Below are 18,181 nucleotides of genomic sequence, written 5' to 3' on the forward strand. Positions count from 1 at the left end.
GGGAGACCCCGTCCTACGCGTCGGCGCGGCGCCCGACGATCAGCAGCCCGCCAAGGCTCAGCACTCCCGCGGCCATCAGATACACACCGACCAGCCCCAGCCCGCGCGGCGCCAGCGCCTCCGCCACGATCGGCGCGAGCGCGCCGCCGAGCACGCCGCCAAGGTTGAACGTCATCGACACGCCGGTATAGCGCACGCCCGCCGGAAACAGGCTCGGCAGCCATCCACCGAGCGGGCCATAGGCGAACCCCATCACGAACAGCGCGCCCGACAGCCAGAGCGATACCGTGACCAGCGATCCCGATCCCAGCATCGGCCCCATCAGCGCGCCGACGACGATACAGCCCGCAAACCCGACGCTGAGCATCCGCGCCGCCGTATAGCGATCCGCCAGCACGCTCGCGAGGATCACCCCCGCCGCGAGGAACCAGATCGCGACCAGCTCGACGCCGAGAAACGCCTCGCGCGAATAGCCGAGCGTCTTCGTGCCGTAGCCGAGCGCGAACGCGGTCGCGAGATAGAAGAGCGCGAAACACGCGATCACCCCGAACGTCCCCGCCAGCGTCGCCCGCAGATGCCGCGTCAGCAGCTCGGCGATCGGCACGCGCGGGATCGCCTCGGTCTTCTCTGCTTCCAGAAACGCGGGCGTCTCGGTCAGCTTCAGCCGCACCCACAGCCCCAACCCGACCAGCACCGCGCTGACCAGGAACGGGATCCGCCACCCCCAGGCAAGGAACTGCGCCTCGTCGAGGACTAGGCCGATGATCAGGAACAGCCCGTTGGCGGCGAGAAACCCGACCGGCGCGCCGAGCGGCGGGAACATGCCGAACGTGTTGCGGCGGTGCGGCGGCGCATTCTCGACCGCGAGCAGCGCGGCGCCACCCCATTCGCCGCCCAGCCCCAGCCCCTGCCCCAGCCGCATCAGGCAGAGCAGCGCCGGCGCCCACCAGCCGACTTGCGCATAGGTTGGCAGGAACGCGATCGCGACGGTCGATCCGCCCATCAGCAGCAGCGACGCGACCAGGGTCGACTTGCGCCCGACCCGGTCACCGAAATGCCCGAACAGCACCGCGCCCACCGGCCGCGCGACGAACGCCAGCCCGAACGTCGCATAGCTCAGCAGCAGCTGCGCCGACGCCGACTGGCCCGCGAAGAACAGCGGCCCGAACACGAGCGCCGCGGCGGTCGCGTAGATGTAGAAGTCGTAGAATTCGACCGCGGTGCCGACCAGGCTGGCGGCGAGGATGCGGCGGCTGGACCTAAGCGTGCTCATGCCGCGTGCATCGCTGCCCGCCGCCGCCCCGTCAATCGTACGCTCGGCTTTAACGCCCCAAGGCGTGCGCCACCCCGAGCAGCATCCAGTACAGCCCGCCCGACAACAGCATCGCAACCGGCAGCGTCATGATCCACGCCAGCCCCATGTTCACCAGCGTGCGCCGCTGCAGCCCGCCGCCATTGGCGACGCTCGCGCCCGCAACGCCCGACGACAGGATATGCGTCGTCGACACGGGCAGGCCGAACCGGTCCGCCATCAGGATCGTCGCCGCCGCGACCAGCTCCGCCGACGCACCCATGCCATAGGTCAGATGCGACTTGCCGATCCGTTCGCCGACGGTGACGACGATCCGCTTCCACCCGACCATCGTGCCGAGCCCGAGCGCGAGCGCGACCGTGACCTTCACCCAGATCGGGATGTAGCGCGTCCCCTGCTCGAGCCCGCCGCCATAGGTTTTCAGCTCCGTGATCTCCTGCGCGGTAAAGCGCGCCTGCGCGGTCTTGTCCGCCGCGACCAGCTTGGTCGTGTCGAGCACGAGGTACATGTCGTTGCGCAGGTTCGACGTCGCTGCCGCGGGCACCTTGCCGAGCGAGCCATAGCCCTCGATCCGGCGGGTGACGTCGTTCGACAGCGTGGCCAGCGCGCCATAGACGACGGGCTCGGCGACCTGCTTGGATTTCAGCGCGGTGGTGACGCGCGCGCGCGCGGCCTCGACCGTCGAAGGCGTGCCGTCGGCATGTGCAGCAAAGGCCGACGACGCCGCGCGGGCGCTCTGGACGAACGCCGGCGTCGCGCTTTCGGGCATCGTCCGGTTCAGCGCATAGGCGGTCGGTGCGCAGCCGATCAGGATGAGCATGATCAGCCCCATCCCCTTCTGGCCGTCATTGCTGCCATGCGCGAAGCTGACCGCGGTGCAGGTGCCGATCAGCAGCGCGCGGATCCCGCGCGGCGGCGGCGTATTGCTCTCGGGCGCCTCGAACAGCTTGCGATCGGTCGAGAAGGCCTTCATCACCAGCAGCATCAGCAGCGCGCCGACAAAGCCGACCACCGGGCTGAACGCGAGCGCGGAAAGCACCTTGGTCACCTGCGCCATGTCGACGCCCGACGTGCCGTCCGCGCCGCCGTTGATCAGCTGGTTGGCGAGCCCGACGCCGAGGATCGAGCCGATCAGCGCATGGCTCGACGAATTGGGTAGCCCGACCGCCCAGGTCGCGAGGTTCCACAGGATCGCCGCGAGCAGCAGCGCGAAGATCATTGCGAAACCGCCCGCGCTGCCGACGTTGAGGATCAGGTCGACCGGCAGCAGCGTGATGATCGAATAGGCCACCGCGCCCGACGACGTCATCACGCCGACGAAATTGAAGAATCCCGACCAGACGACCGCGAGCGGCGCGGGCATCGAATGCGTGTAGATGACCGTCGCGACCGCATTGGCGGTGTCGTGGAAGCCGTTGACGAATTCGAACCCGAGCGCGATCAGCAGCGCGAGTCCGAGGAACGCGAACGCACCGACCGCGAGCGTCTCGCCGACCTGCGCGGTATCGGTGGCGATGCTGAACCCCGCATAGGCCAGCCCCCCCAGCAATATTGCCAGAAAGATCCAGCGCCCGGCCGGATGCAGATCATGATCGAGCCGCGGTCCGCTGCGCGGTGCGCGGTCGATCGCCTCGACCGTTAATGGGGAAGTAGCCATGATCGCGCAGTCGGCCCTAACGATTACAACTTTATGACAACGCGATGCATCGCCGCGCGGCGATACCAGAATGACACAGTGACGAACCCCGCGCAGCGCGCGACCGCCCATGATCCTCCCCCGCCGGGGGGGCAGGCACAGCCTGACGGCGGGGGAGGACCGCCGCGCCTCTGACAGAGCGGTCCTCCCTCGATCGCGCATCGGATCGAGCGCGAAGACGCTACCGCCCCGCGAGGCTTGCCAGCTGCGTCCCGTTGCGCGTCAGCAACGCGGCGGTCTGGACCGTGGCGTCCTGCATCATTTCCGTACGGCACCGGTGCGACTCGGCAAAGGCATTCAGCCCGCCGGTCCGCGGGGCGCAGGTCCGGTTGACCGCCGACTGCACGCGACGCGCAAGCACACGCCGCCCGGCGTCGCTGGCCAGGTCGAGCCCGGCATGCGAGACACGGATCGTGACGGGGTCGCGCACCGGATCGGCGGCAGCGCCGGTCGCAAAAAGGCACGCGGAAGCGATCGCCGCCGAAGCGACGCTGTGGAGGATCTTCATGATGACGTCCTTTGCTGGTCCTGCGGTCCGCAGGCACACCGGCCTGCGCGCGACTAAGCCCGACCGTCGGGAGGAGCGTCTCTGCGCGGCCTCTCCGACGAAGACCCTCGTCGCTGCGCACGCCCTACGCCCGGATCGTTACGCGCCCGCGACGGTTTGGCGACGGTTCGTCGGTCGCCCCGCGATTTCGATCACCCCGCACCTCGGTGGCGACCGAACGCGCGTTCACATCCCCGGATAGCGTGCGAATTCGGGCAGGCTCGCCAGGTCCGCCATCCACGCCAGCCGCTCCGCGACCTGGATTTGCGCGCCCGGTGCGACCGACTCGGGATCGTCGAGCGTGCACGACTGGATGTCGATGATCCCCGGCAGCGCGACCGGGTTGGTGTAGAACAGTCCGGTCCCGCACGTCCCGCAAAACTGCCGCCGCCCGTGCTCGGACGACGCATAGGTCACCGGATCGCCCGAAATCATCACCTGCTCGGTCCTGAACGCGATCCAGCCGACCATCGGCGCGCCTGCGCTTCGGCGGCAATCCTTACAGTGGCACAGCGCATGATGCGCCGCCTCGCCCGTCGCGACATAGTGGATCGCTCCGCAGTGGCATCGTCCCGACAACATGCACGCCTCCTGTTGATATTCTCGATTTGTTCCACACATCGCTGCGCCGTGCAAGCCTTAGCCGCTTGCCCGATCGCGCCCCGTTCCCTACCTGTTCACCGGTGAACCAGATCGCCCATCCGTCCGACGCAAACCGCCAGCCGCCCTATCTCCGCGGCCTCAACGATCCCCAGCGCGAGGCGGTGCTGACCACCGACGGCCCCGTCCTGATCATCGCGGGCGCGGGCACCGGCAAGACCGCGGCGCTGACCGCGCGACTTGCGCACCTGATCTTCACCAAGAAGGCGTGGCCGTCGGAGATCCTCTCGGTCACCTTCACCAACAAGGCCGCGCGCGAGATGCGCGAGCGCGTCGGGCGTCTGGTCGGCGACGCGGTCGAGGGGATGCCGTGGCTCGGCACCTTCCACGCGATCGCCGCAAAGATGCTGCGCCGCCATGCCGAACTCGTCGGGCTGCAGTCCAACTTCACGATCCTCGATACCGACGACCAGCTGCGGTTGCTGAAACAGCTCATCCTCGCCGCTGATATCGACGAGAAGCGCTTCCCGACGCGCAGCCTCGCCGGGCTGATCGACCAGTGGAAGAACAAGGGCCTCGTCCCCGCCGATATCGATGCGGGCGAGAGCGAGCGCTACGCCAACGGCCGCGGCGGCGAGCTGTACGAGCAATATCAGACCCGGCTGCGCGCGCTCAACGCCTGCGATTTCGGCGACCTGCTGCTCCACATGCTCGTCATCCTGAAGACGCACCGCGACGTGCTGGCGCAGTATCAGCAGCGCTTCAAATACATCATGGTCGACGAGTATCAGGACACCAACTCGTCGCAATATCTCTGGCTGCGGCTGCTCGCGCAGGAGCGCAAGAACATCGCCTGTGTCGGCGACGACGACCAGTCGATCTATTCGTGGCGCGGCGCGCAGGTCGAGAACATCCTGAAGTTCGAACGCGATTTTCCGGGCGCGAAAGTCATCCGCCTCGAACAGAATTACCGCAGCACGCCGCACATCCTCGGCGCGGCCTCGGGCGTAATCGCCAACAATGGCGGTCGCCTCGGCAAGCAGCTCTGGACCGAGCTCGACGTCGGCGAGAAGGTCAAGGTCATCGGCGTCTGGGACGGCCCCGAGGAAGCGCGCCGCGTCGGCGAGGAGATCGAGAGCGTCCGTCGCACGGGCAAGAGCCTCGACGAGGTCGCGATCCTCGTCCGCGCACAGCACCAAACGCGCGAGTTCGAGGACCGCTTCATCGCGATCGGCATGCCGTACAAGATCGTCGGCGGCTTCCGCTTCTACGAACGCGCCGAGATCCGCGACGCGCTCGCCTATCTCCGCGTCGTCAACCAGCCCGCGGACGACCTCGCCTTCGAACGCATCGTCAACGTCCCCAAGCGCGGGCTCGGCGACAAGGCGGTCGCGCGCATCCACCAGCTCGCGCGCGCCACCGGCACCCCGCTCACGACGGCCGCCGCGCGCATCCTCGACACCGACGAACTGACCGGGGCCGCCAAGAAGTCGCTCGGCCGCCTCGTCGGCGACATCGCGCGCTGGCGCGACATGGCGACCAGCCTGCCGCACGCCGAACTCGCCCGGCAGCTGCTCGATGAGAGCGGCTATACCGCGATGTACCAGGCCGAGAAATCGGTCGAGGCGACCGGCCGGCTCGAGAATTTGAGCGAACTCGTCCGCGCGATGGAGGAATATGACTCGCTCGGCGCGTTCCTCGAACATGTCTCGCTCGTCATGGACAATGAGGGCGGCGCGCAGGATCCGCAGGTCACGATCATGACCATCCACGCCGCCAAGGGCCTCGAATACGACACCGTCTTCTGCGTCGGCTGGGAGGAAGGACTTTTCCCCTCGCAGCGCTCGCTGGACGAGGGCGGCGTCAAGAGCCTCGAGGAGGAACGCCGCCTCGCCTATGTCGCGATCACGCGCGCGCGGCGCCTGGCCGTCATCCTCCACGCCGCCAATCGCCGCATCTACGGCCAGTGGAATTCGTCGATTCCCTCGCGCTTCGTCGCCGAACTGCCCGACGAGCATACCGACACCGAGACGACAATGTCGGGCGGCGCGAGCCTCTGGCAGGCCAACTGGTCCGACCGCGCCGATCCGTTCGCCGACGTCGCACGCGGCACCGGCCGCGGCCCCGGCTGGCAGCGCGCGGCCACGCCCGGCGGCGGCTTCTCGACCAAACCCGCCCGCGTCGTCGAAAGCCGCGCGAGCGCGATCAGCCTCGGCAACAAGGGTCGCGACGACCTCTCGCTCGGCCAGCGCGTGTTCCACCAGAAATTCGGCTATGGCAGCATCGCCGAGATCGAGGGCAACAAGCTCGAGATCGACTTCGAACAGGCCGGCCGCAAACGCGTCATGGACAGCTTCGTGACGATCGCACCGTAGGACGACCGGTCGGCGCCAACCTGTACGGGAGCCGACAACCCCGTTCAGGAACGATGCCGAAGCAGGATCGTATCGTCCTTCCAGCCCGATCTCGGGCAAGAGGACACCTCATGAAGTTCACGAATCTCATCGCCGCCGGGCTCGCCTTCGCCACGCTCGGCCTCGGCGTGGCCGCGCCCGCCGAAGCCCAGCGCGATCGGGGCCATAGCCAGCAGTATCGCGACAACGATCATCGCGGTGATCACCGCGCCGATCGTCGCGACTATCGCCGCAACGACCATCGCGGCCGCCACGACGGCCGCCGCTTCCGCGGCCGCGACAATGATCGTCGCAAATGGAACAATAATCGCCGCTGCCGCACCGAATGGCGCAACCATCGTCGCGTCCAGATCTGTCGTTGACGAGAGCCGGGTGGCGGCGCGATGTCGCCACCCGTTACCGGGACACCCCACCGGCCCCCCCCCCCCGTGCCACCCCACCGTGAAAGGATTTCGATCATGAAGCGTTCTCTCGGCCTCGCGACGATGATCGCCGCGACCTGCCTGTCCGCCGCCGCCCCCGCCGTCGCGCAGACCAGTGCCGACAACGCCCGTTTCGCCGCCGCCCAGGCGCGCCTCGACAGCGAGTTGCAGATCTTCCGCGAGGAATTCGATCGCTACCAGTCGCTGCGCGGCAATCGTGGCGGCAGCTATGTTCCGCCGGCGCCGCAGGGCGGCTATCGCCAGGCACCCGACCGGTATGAGGGCGGCTATCCCGACGAGCGCGACGAGGGCAATTACGACCCGGCCCGCGACTATCGCGTCGGCCCGAATTATCAGGAGCGCACCCTGTCCGCCAACGACCGCGTCTATGCGGGGCAGGACGGCCGCTATTACTGCAAGCGCAACGACGGCACGACCGGGCTGATCATCGGCGCGGCAGGTGGTGGCATCCTCGGCAACGTGATCGACGGCGGCCGCTCGCGGATCGTCGGTTCGCTGCTCGGCGCCGCCGCAGGTGGCCTCGCCGGCCGCGCGGTCGAGCAGAACAACAGCCAGATCCGCTGCCGCTAAGGCGGCCGCTCACCGCAGTCTTATGTTCCCCCGCGGAGGCGGGGGCCTAGGGTTACCCGCCACAGCGCCCGTAACCCTGGGCTCCCGCCTTCGCGGGAGAACAACAGGCGTGAGTCCTACTTCGCCGGCCCCATCAGCTTCTGCGCGAAATAGGTCATCTGCAGCGCCTGCATCCGTGCCCCCTGCTCGATGTCCGCGTCGCCCGAATGCCCGCCCGCGGTATCCTCGTAGAACAGGTACGGCAGGCCATATTCCTTCAGCCGCGCGGCGAATTTGCGCGCATGCTGCGGCCCGACCCGGTCGTCCTTGGTCGTCGTCCAGATATAGGGCTCGGGATACGCCCCGCCGCGCTTGATGTTCTGATAGGGCGAGATCGTCTCGAGAAACGCCTTCTCCGCGGGGATCTTCACCGACCCATATTCGTCGACCCAGGACGCGCCGGCGGCGATCTGTTCGTAGCGGATCATGTCGAGCAGCGGCACCTGGATCGTCACCGCCTTCCATAATTCGGGATGCTGGTTGAACTCGACCCCCATCAGCAGCCCGCCATTCGACCCGCCATAGATGCCGAGCGTCGCCGGGCTGGTCAGCTTGCGCGCGATCAGGTCCTGCCCGACCGCGGCAAAATCGTCATAGATGATCTGCCGCTTGGTCTTGCGTCCCGCATCATGCCATTTCGGCCCGAATTCGCCGCCGCCACGGATATTGGCGAGCACGAAGCTGCCCCCGCGCTCGAGCCACAATTTGCCCATCACCCCCGAATAATAGGGCGTCATCGACGATTCGAACCCGCCATAGGCGGTCATGATCGTCGGCGTCGTCCCGTCGAGCGGCACGTCCTTCCGGTGGACGATGAAATAGGGGATCTTTGTCCCGTCGGTCGACACCGCCTCGAACTGCTCGACGACGTCGCGCGATGCATCGAACTTCGCGGGCAGCGCCTTGATCTGCTTGGCCACACCGCCAGGCCCCGCATCGAGCGTCCACAAGGTCGTCGGCGCGAGGAACCCCGTCACCTGCACGAACGTCGCATTGCTGCGATCGGTCGTGCTCGCGACATCGACCGAGGCATTGTCGGGCAGCGCGACCGCCCGCGACGTCCAGCCTCCCTTGCCGTGCGTGAACACCATCGCCCGCCCGCGGACATTGTCATAGACGCTGGCGACCACGTGATCGCGCGTCACCGACACGCCGTCGACCGACTGGCGATCGGTCGGTGCGAAGACCAGGGTCGGCGTGAACTTGCCCTTGCGCACCTCGGCAAGCGGCGCCGAGGCGATCGCGCCGGCGGGGATCTGCCCCCACGCCTCACTGGTCGAGAAGATCACCTGTCCGTCGACCATGCCTGAGGGAAAGACGCGGTCGGGAACGTCGAGCTTCACCAGCCCGGCCGGCGTGACGACATGCTTCTCGCCGCCGAAAAAGGTCGGGCGCCGTTGGATCATCGTCACGCGGTTGCCCTGCCCGTCGGTCATCACGCTGGCATAGGTGCCGAGCTGGTCCGACGCCTCGCCGCGGAAGATCTCGCGCGCGGCGCTCAGCGGCTGGCCGCGCTTCACCTCCTTGACGACGAACGGATAGCCCGACGCGGTCATCGACCCCGCACCCCAGTCGCGCGCGACCAGCAGCGTGTCCTTGTCGACCCAGCTCGCGCCTTGTTTCGACGTCGACAGCGCAAAGCCGTTCGCGACGAACTGCCCGGTCTGCAGATCGAATTCGCGGTAGGACACCGCATCCTCGCCGCCCTCGGACAGCGAGACGAGGCACAGCCGCTCGTCGGGCTGAAGGCAGGTCGCGCCCTTCCACACCCATTTCTTGCCCTCGGCCTTGCTCAGCGCATCGAGGTCGAGCGCGGTCGTCCAGGCGGGATTGGCCTGCGCGTAGCCCGCCTCGCTCGTCCACCGCCAGATGCCCTGCGGATGCTCGGCATCGCGCCAGAAATTGTAGATCCGGCCGAAGCGCTGGTCGGGCATCGGGATCCGGTCCTTCGCCGCCGCGATCGCCAGCGCCTCGGCATAGAAGCTCTTGTAGCGCGGGTCGTTCTGCAACCGGGGCAGCGTCTTGGCATTCTCCGCCTCGACCCAGGCGAGCGGCTTGGCGCCATCCTTGTCCTCGAGCCAGATATAGGGGTCGGCGGCGGTGTCCGCGGCGGTGTTCACGGCCGGGGGCGGGGCAGGCTTTGTGTTCGTCATCGGTGCGACTTGGGCGAGCGCACCGCCCGCCGCAAGGCCGGCGCCGCCCGTCAATATCGTCGCCGCAAGCGCAGCCGTAAGAACCCGCATCGTCCATTTCCCCGAATAGCTTGGCGTCATTCATGACGGTGTCTATCGCGGTCCGCAATGCAGTCCGACCAGACAACGGCCCTGGATGGCCTTCCCAAGCCCCGCCGCTTCCTCGCGATCGCCGCCATCTCGGCGGGCACCGCGCTGACCATCATCGACGGCGGCGTCGCCAATGTCGCGCTGCCGACGATCGCACGCGATCTCGGCGTCGACAGCAGCGCGGTGGTGACCGTCGTCACCGTCTATCAGCTGATCCTGGCGATGGCGCTGCTCCCCTTTTCGGGGCTCGGCGACCGGATCGGGCTGAAGCGCATGTATCAATATGGCCAGCTCGTCTTCACCGTCGCGACCCTGCTCTGCTTCTTCGCCAAGAGCCTGCCCTTCCTGCTCGTCGTCCGCGCCGCCCAGGCGCTCGGCGCGGCGGCGGCGCTCAGCGTATCGTCGGCGCTGATCCGCTCGATCTACCCGTCGCAGCAGCTCGGCCGCGGCCTCGGGATCAATTCGGTCGTGGTGTCGAGTTCGGCCGCGCTCGCGCCGACGCTGGGCGGGCTGGTCCTCGCGGTCGCGCCCTGGCCCTGGGTCTTTGCCAGCGCGGTGCCGTTCGCGATCCTCAGCCTGTTTCTCGGGCGCGCCTTGCCCGATCCCGGGCCGCGGAGCGAACCGTTCGACGTGCTCGGCGCGGTGATGTGCGCGGCGATGATCGGGCTCGTCATCGGCGGGTCGGAGACCGCGGTGCACGGCGACAGCCCGGTCGTCTCGGCGGCGATCGTGCTGACCGGGATGGCGATCGGCTGGATCTTCGTGCGGCGCGAACGCGGCGAGGCCAAGCCGATCCTGCCGATCGACCTGCTTGCCCGCCCCGTCCTCGCGCTGTCCGCTATCGGTGCTTTTACCGCGTTCATCGCGCAGATGACGCTGCTGTTGTCGACGCCGTTTCGGCTGACCCAGGCTTACGGCTTTTCCGCGGCCGAGGTCGGTGCCGCGATCGCGCCATGGCCGCTCGCCAACATGGTCGTGGCGCCGCTGTCGGGATGGCTGTCGGATCGCTATCCCGCCGGGCTGCTCGGCGGCATCGGCATGGCGGTCTCGATCGCCGCGCTCTTGCTGCTCGCCTTCATGCCGGCCGATCCGAGCTATTTCGCAATCGCCTGGCGGATGGCGCTGTGCGGCTCGGGGTTCGGGATGTTCATGGCGCCGAACGCGCGGCTGATCATCGGCTCGGCCCCGCGCGAGCGGGCCGCCGCCGCCGGGGGGCTGATCTCGACGGTCCGGCTGGTCGGCCAGACGACCGGCGCCACCGTCGTCGCCGCGCTGCTCGCCATCGGGGTCGGCGCGGGCACGACGCCGCCGCTGGTCGCTGCGGGCATGGCGCTGGTCGCGGGCCTGTGCAGCGTGTCGCGCCTGCGCCCCTCGATCCGCAACCCGCCGATCGACGAGACGCGCGACGTCCAGCCGGCCGCACAGGCGCGCTAGCCGCCGCCTCCCGTTCAGAACGCCGCGATCGGCCTCGCCTCGCCCAGCATCGCCTGCCGGACCAGCGGGATCGGCGGCCCGCCATAGCGCAGCAGCCGGTCGTGGAACGCCTTCCACGCACGCCGCCCGCCCCGGCCCGCGGTCCAGTCCTGCCGCAACCGGCGGATCATCAGCTTGCCCATAGTGTAGTTGAGATAGGCCGGATCATAGGTCCCGCGCAGCGCCTGTTGCCGCGCATTGCCCTCGTCCTGGTAACATTGGTCGACGAACAGCGTGAACGCCTCCGCCTGGGTCATGCCGCGCGCATGCATCCCGATCGCGGCGAGGAACCGGCAGTCGCGCAGCAGCGCGTTCGACAGCTGGCCGATATGGATGTCCGCGCGGCCGCCGCCCAGCCCCGCCTCCCACATCATCTCCTCGGCATAATGCGCCCAGCCCTCGGCATAGCCATAGCCGACGAACACCCGCCCGATCAGCGACGGCACGCGATTGGCGTGGAGGAAATGGACGAAATGCCCGGGCATCGCCTCGTGGATCGAGGTGAAGAGCAGGTCCGCCTTGCCCGGCACGAACGCATCCCGCACCGCTGGCGTCCAGCGCGGATCGGGCGGCGAGATGTAATAGACCGACGGCACGCCGCGATCGAACGGGCCCGGCGGATCGATATAGGCGAGATTCTGCCGGCTATAGGGCGGGCTCTCCTCGACCAGCGCCTGTTCGTTGCCGGCCAGCGTCAGCAGGTCGCGCCACAGGATGAACGCGCGCAGCATCGGGATCTGGCGGCGCGCCTCGGCGACCGGTCCGTCGACCGGCTTGTCCGCATTCACCTGCGCCAGACAGTCGCGGACCGTCAGGCCGAACGCGAACCGGGCACAGGCCGCGGCGAGCGCGCGCTGGTTGCGCGCCAGATCGGCCCGCCCCGCCGCCTCGAGCGTCCCGATCGGCGTGTCGACCCCCTCGGTCTCGCGCAGCATCTTCGCGAACAGCGCGGGTCCCAGCGCGAACGACCGCGTCGCGCTCGGGCGCTGCGCCTCGACCCAGAGCGCCAGGTCGCGCATCGCCTCCGACGCGGTCATCGCCGCATCGGCGAGTTCGCGCTGCAGCCCCTCGTCCGCGACGCTGGCGAACGCCTTGACCGAATCGTCCATGTAATAGGACGCAAAGCCGCGGAACGCGTTGGCGGCATAGTCGATATGGCTGATCGGCATTGGCGTCGCGAGGTTCGCGCGGATCTGCAGCGTCGCCGCCGGGATCCGGCGCAGCAGCGCGATCAGCGCGCGCATCCGCCGAACCGGGTCGGCATAGGCACGCACGACATAGACATTGGGGTCGAGCCCGCCCGCGACATACCAGGCCGGGTTGCGATGCGGCGCGTCCGCCGCCTCGAGCCAGAACAGCTTGTCGCGCGCGACCATCACCAGATAGTCGCGCTCGAACCGCTGCTCGGGGCTGAGCGTCGCCGTCTCGAACCGTCCCGCCGCCGCGATCGACCGGTGCAGGAACGCCGCCTGCCGACCCAGCCCTTGCGCGCTCCAGTCGGGCAGCCCGCCATCATGCTCATGCCGCCCCTGATAGACCGCAAAGGCCGGGTCGAGCGCGAACCACGTCGCGACGAACCGGTCGCGAAACGCGGTCCACGCATCGGGCGCGATCGCAGCGACGGGCGCGGCAACGGGCGTGGCGGCGACGCGGTTCCGCGTCTGCGGATCGTCGGGCGTACAGCTGCCCAGCGCCAGCAGCAGCGCCGCCGTCCTCGCCGGGAACCTCGTCCGCATCAATCTCCCCCCTCACGCCGTAGCGTGCCCGCAATGCTGCCAGCGGAATCGCGCGGACGCCAGAGTTGGAACGGCCAATAGCCCGGACCGTTGAGGTGAGGACTTTGGCGACAACCCCGGAGATTGACATGCCCTTCATTAAAACCCGAGACGGTACAGACATTTACGTCAAGGACTGGGGCAGCGGGCGGCCCGTCATCCTCACGCATGGCTGGCCATTAAATGCCGACAGCTGGGATGCGCAGGCGATGGCGCTGGCCGAGGCGGGCTTCCGCGCGATCGCCTATGACCGCCGCGGCTTCGGTCGGTCGGGCCAGCCCTGGTCGGGCTATGACTATGACACGCTGACCGACGATCTCGCCGATGTCATGGCCGCGACCGGCGCGACCGAGGACGCGACGCTGGTCGGCTTTTCGATGGGCGGCGGCGAGGTCGCGCGCTACATGAGCCGCCACGACGGCAAGGGCGTGATCGCCGCCGGACTGATCGCCTCGGTCGTGCCCTATATGCTCAAGACCGACGACAATCCCCACGGCGTCCCCGAAGCGACGCTCGCCAGCATCGGCGCCGGGATCAAGGAGGATCGCCCCGCCTTCTTCCGCACCTTCCTGCAGCAGTTCCTCGGCGTCGGGTTCATCACCTCGCCGGTCAGCGACGAGATGGTCGACTGGGTCTGGGGTCTGGCGATGCAGGCGGGGCTGCGCCCGACGCTCGCCTGCGCCGAATCGTTCGGCCATACCGACTTCCGCGCCGACCTCGCCGCGTTCCGCGTGCCGACGCTGATCGTCCACGGCACCGCCGACAAGACCGTCCCGATCGACGCCACCGGCCGCGCCGCGGCCAAGGGCATCGCGGGTTCGCAGCTGGTCGAATATGACGGCGCCCCGCACGGGCTCACGCTCACCGAAAGCGACCGCTTCACGCAGGACCTGCTGCGCTTCCTCGGCCGGTAACCCCGCCTGCCAATCCTCCCCCGCAAGGGGGAGGATCGTAGTTCAGTTCCCCAGCGGCACGATCACCTCGTCCGGGTGCGCAACGTTCAGCTCCTTGCGGACCATCTCGTCGACCATGTCCGGATTGGCATGATCCGGGTTGAGCAGCGCTACCCGGTTCTTGAGCACCTCGCGCTTGCGGTCGAGCACGGCATAGTCGCGCTCCCGCTTCGCCAGCTGCCGCTTGTAATCACCGTACGCGAACATCCCGTTCGGCCCGAGCACGGCATAGGCGCCGAAGAACGCCATCAGCGTCAGCCCCAGCGCAGGCCAGGCGGCCTTGCGCATCGTCCGCCGCAATTTGGTGCTCTTCGTCGTGCTCGTCGTGCGCGCCATGCCGTCCTCCGGGTCTTAGCCTATCAGCCGCCGATCAGGATGTCGCGACCCGCATAGCGCGCCGCGTCGCCCAGCTCTTCCTCGATCCGGATCAGCTGGTTGTACTTGGCGAGCCGGTCCGACCGCGCAAGGCTGCCCGTCTTGATCTGCCCGCAATTGGTCGCGACCGCGAGGTCGGCGATCGTCGAATCCTCGGTCTCGCCCGAGCGATGCGACATGACCGCGGTGTACTTGGCGCGCTGTGCCATCGACACGGCTTCCAGCGTCTCGGTCAGCGTGCCGATCTGGTTGACCTTCACCAGCAGCGAATTGGCATAGCCGCCCTCGATCCCGCGCTTCAGCCGCTTCGGGTTGGTCACGAACAGATCGTCGCCGACCAGCTGGACCTTGTCGCCGATCAGGTCGGTGAGCGTCTTCCAGCCCTCCCAGTCGTCCTCGCCCATGCCGTCCTCGATCGAGAAGATCGGATAGCGGCGCGTCAGGTCGGCGAGATACTCGGCCATCTCGGCGCTCTCGAGGATCTTCCCCTCGCCCGAAATGTCGTACTTGCCGTTCTTGTAGAACTCGGTCGCGGCGCAATCGAGCGCGAGCATCACGTCCTCGCCGGGCTTGTAGCCGGCCTTCTCGATGCTCGACATGATGAAGTCGAGCGCCTCGGTCGTGCTGCCGATGTTCGGCGCGAAGCCGCCCTCGTCGCCGACGCTGGTCGACAGGCCCTTCGCGCTCAGGCCCTTCTTCAGCGTGTGGAAGATCTCCGAGCCGCAGCGCACCGCCTCGAGGATGTTCGACGCGCCGACCGGCACGATCATGAATTCCTGGAAATCGATCGGGTTGTCGGCATGCTCGCCGCCATTGATGATGTTCATCATCGGCACCGGCAACAGATGCGCCTGGACGCCGCCGACATAGCGGTACAGCGGCAGGCCGCGCGCTTCGGCGGCCGCCTTGGCCGCGGCCAGGCTGACGCCCAGGATCGCGTTCGCGCCCAGCCGCGCCTTGTTCTCGGTGCCGTCGAGCTCGATCATCGCGCGGTCGAGGTCCGACTGGTCCTCCGCGTCCATGCCCAGCACCGTGTCGGTGATCTCGTCATTGACCGCGTCGACCGCGCTGTCGACGCCCTTGCCGCCCCAGCGCGTGGCGTCGCCGTCACGCTTCTCGACCGCCTCGTGCGCACCGGTCGAGGCGCCCGACGGCACCGCGGCGCGGCCGAAGCTGCCATCCTCGAGCAGGACGTCGACCTCGATCGTCGGATTGCCCCGGCTATCGAGGATCTGGCGGGCGTGAATGTCGATGATTGCGGTCACGTAACGATGCTCCTACAAATCCCCAAGCTGGTCGATCGCCCGGGACGTTCGCGCTGCCTCTACCGCCTCGCGTCATATCGGGCAATCGGGCCGACTAGGGGAACCGTGCCTGCGCACCGGTGTTGAGGGCGTAGCATTTCGAAAGGGACGACCATGGCCGATACCGACGCACAGCCGATGACCACAGGCGATGTCGCCGCCGCCGGCACTGCCACCATCGCAGAGCCGCTGAAGGGCGGCGTCACGCGGCTCGACGACGCCGCTGACACCACCGGCACCAAGGCGACCGAGGCCAAGCAGGTGATCAAGGACAATGCGAGCAAATATGGCCAGCAGGCCGCCGACAAGGCGCGTCTGTTCGCCGAGGACGGCAAGGCCCGCGCCGGCACCGCGCTCGAGCAGGTCGCACAGTTGCTGACCGACGCCGCTGCGCAGGTCGATGACAAGCTCGGCGCGCAATATGGCGGCTATGCCCGCAGCGCCGCGGACAGCGTCTCGGGCTTCGCCGAGCAGGTCCGTAGCAAGGACATCGACGCACTGGTCGACGACGTCACCGCACTGGTCCGCAAGTCGCCCGCCGTTGCGGTCGGTGCGGCCGCGGCCCTCGGCTTCGTCGTGGCACGACTGGTCCAGTCGGGCATCGATGCAAACCCGAAGGACTGAGGTCTTGGCGGATCCCATCCCCTTTGCGCTCGATGGTGAGGAAAGCCTGACCGCGGTCGTCGGCCGTCTGGCCGGCGAGACGCGCGCGCTCGCGACCGCGGAAATTGCGGTGTACAAGGCAAAGTTCGGCGAGACGGCGACGGCGTACAAATCGGCGGCGATGTTCTTCGCCATTGCCGGGGTGTTGGCGCTGGCCGCGTTGATCGCACTTCTGGTCGGTGCGATCTTGACGCTGGCGACGCTGGTGGGGCCAGGATGGGCGACGGCCATCGTCGTCCTTGTCGTGCTGGCGATTGCCGGCGCGCTCGCGATGGTCGGCAAGTCGAAGCTTAAGCCCGAAAGCGAGCCCGCCACATGACATCCGCCAAAGTCGCCGCCGCAGAGATCGAAGCGGCCCTCGCCCGCCAGCGCGTCATGATGACGATCGGGCAGTTGCAGGACCGCCTCAATCCGCGTCGGCTGGCGCTCAACGCCAGCCGCGACGTTGCCGATGTCGGCACCGCCGCGCTCAATGCCAGTGTCGAGACGGTACGCCGCAACCCCGGTCCCGCCGCGGGCGCCGCGGCTGTGGCGGGCCTGTTTCTCGCCCGTCACCGTATCGTCGGACTGTTTCGCCGCGGACGCTGATCGCGCCCCAACCATATTGTCCCGGCCGCGTCCCGATGGCGCCGCCGGAAATCAGAAGGACCGTCCCATGACCGACGCCCACACCAAGATCGAAAACGCCGAACATCGCCTGCGCGAGGGTCTCGACACCGTTCGCGACACCGCCGCAAAGGTATATCACGACGCCGGCGACAAGGCCGCCGAGGCGCTCGACGCGTCGAAGGAAACCGCACGTCGTACCGTCAACAGCCTCGAATCCAACCCGCTCGGCATTCTCGTCGGCGGCCTGGTCGTCGGTGCGCTCGCGGGTGTGCTGATCCCGCGCTCGGCACGTGAGAAGTCGTTGCTCGCGCCGCTCGGCAAGCGTCTCGGCGAGACCGCGATCGCCGCCACCGCCGCCGCCAAGGCGGCCGGCCAGTCGGAGCTCGGCGAGCTCGGCCTTACCAAGGACAATGCCCGTGGCCAGGCCAAGGGTCTCGTCGAGGGGATCGTCAAGGCGCTGACCACCGCGGGTACCGCAGGTGCGAAGGCCGTTTCGCAAAAGACCCCCGGCTAAAGGACCGGTCCGCAAAGGGTTCAAAGCGCGGGTCGAACACGCTAGGGCGTCTGCAACCCCCATTCCAAGGACAGCAGCGCATGAGCAAGCTTCATCTCGTATTCGGCGGCCGCGTCAGCGACCCGCGCACCCTGGATTTCAACGACCTCAGCAAGATCGAATTCGTCGGTGTGTTCCCCGACTATGCCAGCGCCGAAAAGGCCTGGCGTGCTGCAGCGCAGCGCACGGTCGACGATGCCGAGATGAAGTTCGTCGTCGTGCATCTCCACCGCATGCTCGAGCCGAACCTGACCACCACCCCAACGGCGTAACACGCCGCACGGCGACGAGGCGGCCCGGACCGCGGTCGGCACCCGGTGCCCGACCGCCCACAGCCTCTACGCCCTATGGCTGGCTTAGGACGGCAATCCCCAATCCGTCATCCCGACGAAAGTCAGGACCCAGAGCCGCAAACGCCATCCAGCGTCACCTGCCTGCCGGCTCGTCCCCACCCCCGTCATCCTGACGAAAGTCAGGATCCAGGGTTACGGGGCGTGTCGTTTGTGGCTCTGGATCCTGACTTTCGTCAGGATGACGGAAGCGTTTGAGGCGACTGCAACACGCAAACCGCCA

General features: G+C 68.0%; 18 protein-coding genes. 9 read left to right on the plus strand and 9 right to left on the minus strand.

Translation table 11 applies throughout. The features are described 5' to 3' along the window. Positions 1–13: 13 nt before the first annotated feature. The 4 genes from NEF64_RS13245 to NEF64_RS13260 form a co-directional block, all read right to left on the minus strand. Positions 14–1,273 (minus strand): MFS transporter, encoded by a 1,260-nt coding sequence (locus tag NEF64_RS13245; protein WP_056405553.1) that lies wholly within the window; start codon positions 1,271–1,273, stop codon positions 14–16. A gap of 49 nt (positions 1,274–1,322) precedes the next feature. Further along, entirely contained in the window at positions 1,323–2,969 is a 1,647-nt protein-coding gene (locus NEF64_RS13250) for an inorganic phosphate transporter (protein WP_056405552.1), read from the minus strand. A 220-nt stretch (positions 2,970–3,189) separates the two neighbouring features. After that, positions 3,190–3,516, minus strand: coding sequence for a UrcA family protein (locus tag NEF64_RS13255; protein ID WP_252573857.1), 327 nt, complete (start codon positions 3,514–3,516; stop codon positions 3,190–3,192). Positions 3,517–3,741: 225 nt separating this feature from the next. Further along, positions 3,742–4,137: a GFA family protein gene (locus NEF64_RS13260; protein WP_031396463.1), complete on the minus strand. Its 396-nt coding sequence runs from the start codon at positions 4,135–4,137 to the stop codon at positions 3,742–3,744. 110 nt (positions 4,138–4,247) lie between these two features. On the opposite strand from NEF64_RS13260, the gene NEF64_RS13265 reads away from it, so the two are divergent. Continuing rightward, positions 4,248–6,530 carry an ATP-dependent helicase gene (locus tag NEF64_RS13265; RefSeq protein WP_056405686.1) on the plus strand — a complete coding sequence of 761 codons (2,283 nt, stop codon included), beginning with the start codon at positions 4,248–4,250 and terminating at the stop codon, positions 6,528–6,530. 44 nt (positions 6,531–6,574) lie between these two features. Here the strand turns inward: NEF64_RS13265 and NEF64_RS13270 are convergent, their stop codons facing one another. Next, positions 6,575–6,907: a hypothetical protein gene (locus tag NEF64_RS13270; protein WP_156360237.1), complete on the minus strand. Its 333-nt coding sequence runs from the start codon at positions 6,905–6,907 to the stop codon at positions 6,575–6,577. 120 nt (positions 6,908–7,027) lie between these two features. Between NEF64_RS13270 and NEF64_RS13275 the strand changes: the two genes are divergently transcribed. Next, positions 7,028–7,582 carry a glycine zipper 2TM domain-containing protein gene (locus NEF64_RS13275; protein ID WP_031440853.1) on the plus strand — a complete coding sequence of 185 codons (555 nt, stop codon included), beginning with the start codon at positions 7,028–7,030 and terminating at the stop codon, positions 7,580–7,582. A gap of 116 nt (positions 7,583–7,698) precedes the next feature. Here the strand turns inward: NEF64_RS13275 and NEF64_RS13280 are convergent, their stop codons facing one another. Continuing rightward, on the minus strand, positions 7,699–9,864 hold the full coding sequence (locus tag NEF64_RS13280; RefSeq protein ID WP_082446581.1) for a prolyl oligopeptidase family serine peptidase: 2,166 nt from the start codon (positions 9,862–9,864) through the stop codon (positions 7,699–7,701). Positions 9,865–9,921: 57 nt separating this feature from the next. On the opposite strand from NEF64_RS13280, the gene NEF64_RS13285 reads away from it, so the two are divergent. Next, entirely contained in the window at positions 9,922–11,337 is a 1,416-nt protein-coding gene (locus NEF64_RS13285; RefSeq protein WP_056405550.1) for an MFS transporter, read from the plus strand. Between the two features lie 14 nt (positions 11,338–11,351). On the opposite strand, the gene NEF64_RS13290 is transcribed toward NEF64_RS13285, so the two are convergent. After that, positions 11,352–13,112 carry a DUF885 domain-containing protein gene (locus NEF64_RS13290; RefSeq protein WP_056405549.1) on the minus strand — a complete coding sequence of 587 codons (1,761 nt, stop codon included), beginning with the start codon at positions 13,110–13,112 and terminating at the stop codon, positions 11,352–11,354. A 128-nt stretch (positions 13,113–13,240) separates the two neighbouring features. Between NEF64_RS13290 and NEF64_RS13295 the strand changes: the two genes are divergently transcribed. After that, the gene (locus NEF64_RS13295; RefSeq protein WP_056405548.1) at positions 13,241–14,065 is read left to right on the plus strand and encodes an alpha/beta fold hydrolase; all 825 of its coding nucleotides are present in this window, start codon (positions 13,241–13,243) and stop codon (positions 14,063–14,065) included. Between the two features lie 42 nt (positions 14,066–14,107). On the opposite strand, the gene NEF64_RS13300 is transcribed toward NEF64_RS13295, so the two are convergent. Next, positions 14,108–14,440: an FtsB family cell division protein gene (locus NEF64_RS13300; RefSeq protein ID WP_042466854.1), complete on the minus strand. Its 333-nt coding sequence runs from the start codon at positions 14,438–14,440 to the stop codon at positions 14,108–14,110. 23 nt (positions 14,441–14,463) lie between these two features. Then, on the minus strand, positions 14,464–15,744 hold the full coding sequence (gene eno, locus NEF64_RS13305) for a phosphopyruvate hydratase (RefSeq protein WP_031393148.1): 1,281 nt from the start codon (positions 15,742–15,744) through the stop codon (positions 14,464–14,466). Between the two features lie 153 nt (positions 15,745–15,897). On the opposite strand from eno, the gene NEF64_RS13310 reads away from it, so the two are divergent. The 5 genes from NEF64_RS13310 to NEF64_RS13330 all read left to right on the plus strand — a co-directional run bounded on the left by NEF64_RS13310 (position 15,898) and on the right by NEF64_RS13330 (position 17,880). Beyond that, positions 15,898–16,407, plus strand: coding sequence for a hypothetical protein (locus tag NEF64_RS13310; protein ID WP_031393149.1), 510 nt, complete (start codon positions 15,898–15,900; stop codon positions 16,405–16,407). A 4-nt stretch (positions 16,408–16,411) separates the two neighbouring features. Then, a complete protein-coding gene (locus NEF64_RS13315) occupies positions 16,412–16,765 on the plus strand; it encodes a phage holin family protein (protein ID WP_234387280.1) in 354 nt (117 codons plus the stop codon). Then, a complete protein-coding gene (locus tag NEF64_RS13320; RefSeq protein WP_052149343.1) occupies positions 16,762–17,034 on the plus strand; it encodes a hypothetical protein in 273 nt (90 codons plus the stop codon). The genes NEF64_RS13315 and NEF64_RS13320 overlap by 4 nt, the downstream gene beginning before the upstream one ends. A 67-nt stretch (positions 17,035–17,101) precedes the next feature. Beyond that, positions 17,102–17,569, plus strand: coding sequence for a hypothetical protein (locus tag NEF64_RS13325; protein ID WP_042466851.1), 468 nt, complete (start codon positions 17,102–17,104; stop codon positions 17,567–17,569). 80 nt (positions 17,570–17,649) lie between these two features. Then, entirely contained in the window at positions 17,650–17,880 is a 231-nt protein-coding gene (locus NEF64_RS13330; RefSeq protein ID WP_031395167.1) for a DUF4170 domain-containing protein, read from the plus strand. Positions 17,881–18,181 lie beyond the last annotated feature (301 nt).

Origin of the sequence: Sphingomonas aerolata (genome assembly GCF_023935825.1) — a bacterium.
GTDB lineage: Bacteria > Pseudomonadota > Alphaproteobacteria > Sphingomonadales > Sphingomonadaceae > Sphingomonas > Sphingomonas aerolata.

Excerpts from the sequence above, each read along its gene's own strand:
- NEF64_RS13320 (WP_052149343.1), top strand. The coding sequence starts at position 16,762 with ATGACATCCGCCAAAGTCGCCGCCGCAGAGATCGAAGCGGCCCTCGCC.
- NEF64_RS13295 (WP_056405548.1), top strand. The coding sequence starts at position 13,241 with ATGCCCTTCATTAAAACCCGAGACGGTACAGACATTTACGTCAAGGAC.
- NEF64_RS13300 (WP_042466854.1), bottom strand. The coding sequence starts at position 14,440 with ATGGCGCGCACGACGAGCACGACGAAGAGCACCAAATTGCGGCGGACG.
- NEF64_RS13245 (WP_056405553.1), bottom strand. The coding sequence starts at position 1,273 with ATGAGCACGCTTAGGTCCAGCCGCCGCATCCTCGCCGCCAGCCTGGTC.
- NEF64_RS13330 (WP_031395167.1), top strand. The coding sequence starts at position 17,650 with ATGAGCAAGCTTCATCTCGTATTCGGCGGCCGCGTCAGCGACCCGCGC.
- NEF64_RS13280 (WP_082446581.1), bottom strand. The coding sequence starts at position 9,864 with ATGCGGGTTCTTACGGCTGCGCTTGCGGCGACGATATTGACGGGCGGC.
- NEF64_RS13285 (WP_056405550.1), top strand. The coding sequence starts at position 9,922 with ATGCAGTCCGACCAGACAACGGCCCTGGATGGCCTTCCCAAGCCCCGC.
- NEF64_RS13250 (WP_056405552.1), bottom strand. The coding sequence starts at position 2,969 with ATGGCTACTTCCCCATTAACGGTCGAGGCGATCGACCGCGCACCGCGC.
- NEF64_RS13255 (WP_252573857.1), bottom strand. The coding sequence starts at position 3,516 with ATGAAGATCCTCCACAGCGTCGCTTCGGCGGCGATCGCTTCCGCGTGC.
- NEF64_RS13310 (WP_031393149.1), top strand. The coding sequence starts at position 15,898 with ATGGCCGATACCGACGCACAGCCGATGACCACAGGCGATGTCGCCGCC.
- NEF64_RS13290 (WP_056405549.1), bottom strand. The coding sequence starts at position 13,112 with ATGCGGACGAGGTTCCCGGCGAGGACGGCGGCGCTGCTGCTGGCGCTG.
- NEF64_RS13260 (WP_031396463.1), bottom strand. The coding sequence starts at position 4,137 with ATGTTGTCGGGACGATGCCACTGCGGAGCGATCCACTATGTCGCGACG.
- NEF64_RS13275 (WP_031440853.1), top strand. The coding sequence starts at position 7,028 with ATGAAGCGTTCTCTCGGCCTCGCGACGATGATCGCCGCGACCTGCCTG.
- NEF64_RS13270 (WP_156360237.1), bottom strand. The coding sequence starts at position 6,907 with ATGGTTGCGCCATTCGGTGCGGCAGCGGCGATTATTGTTCCATTTGCG.
- NEF64_RS13325 (WP_042466851.1), top strand. The coding sequence starts at position 17,102 with ATGACCGACGCCCACACCAAGATCGAAAACGCCGAACATCGCCTGCGC.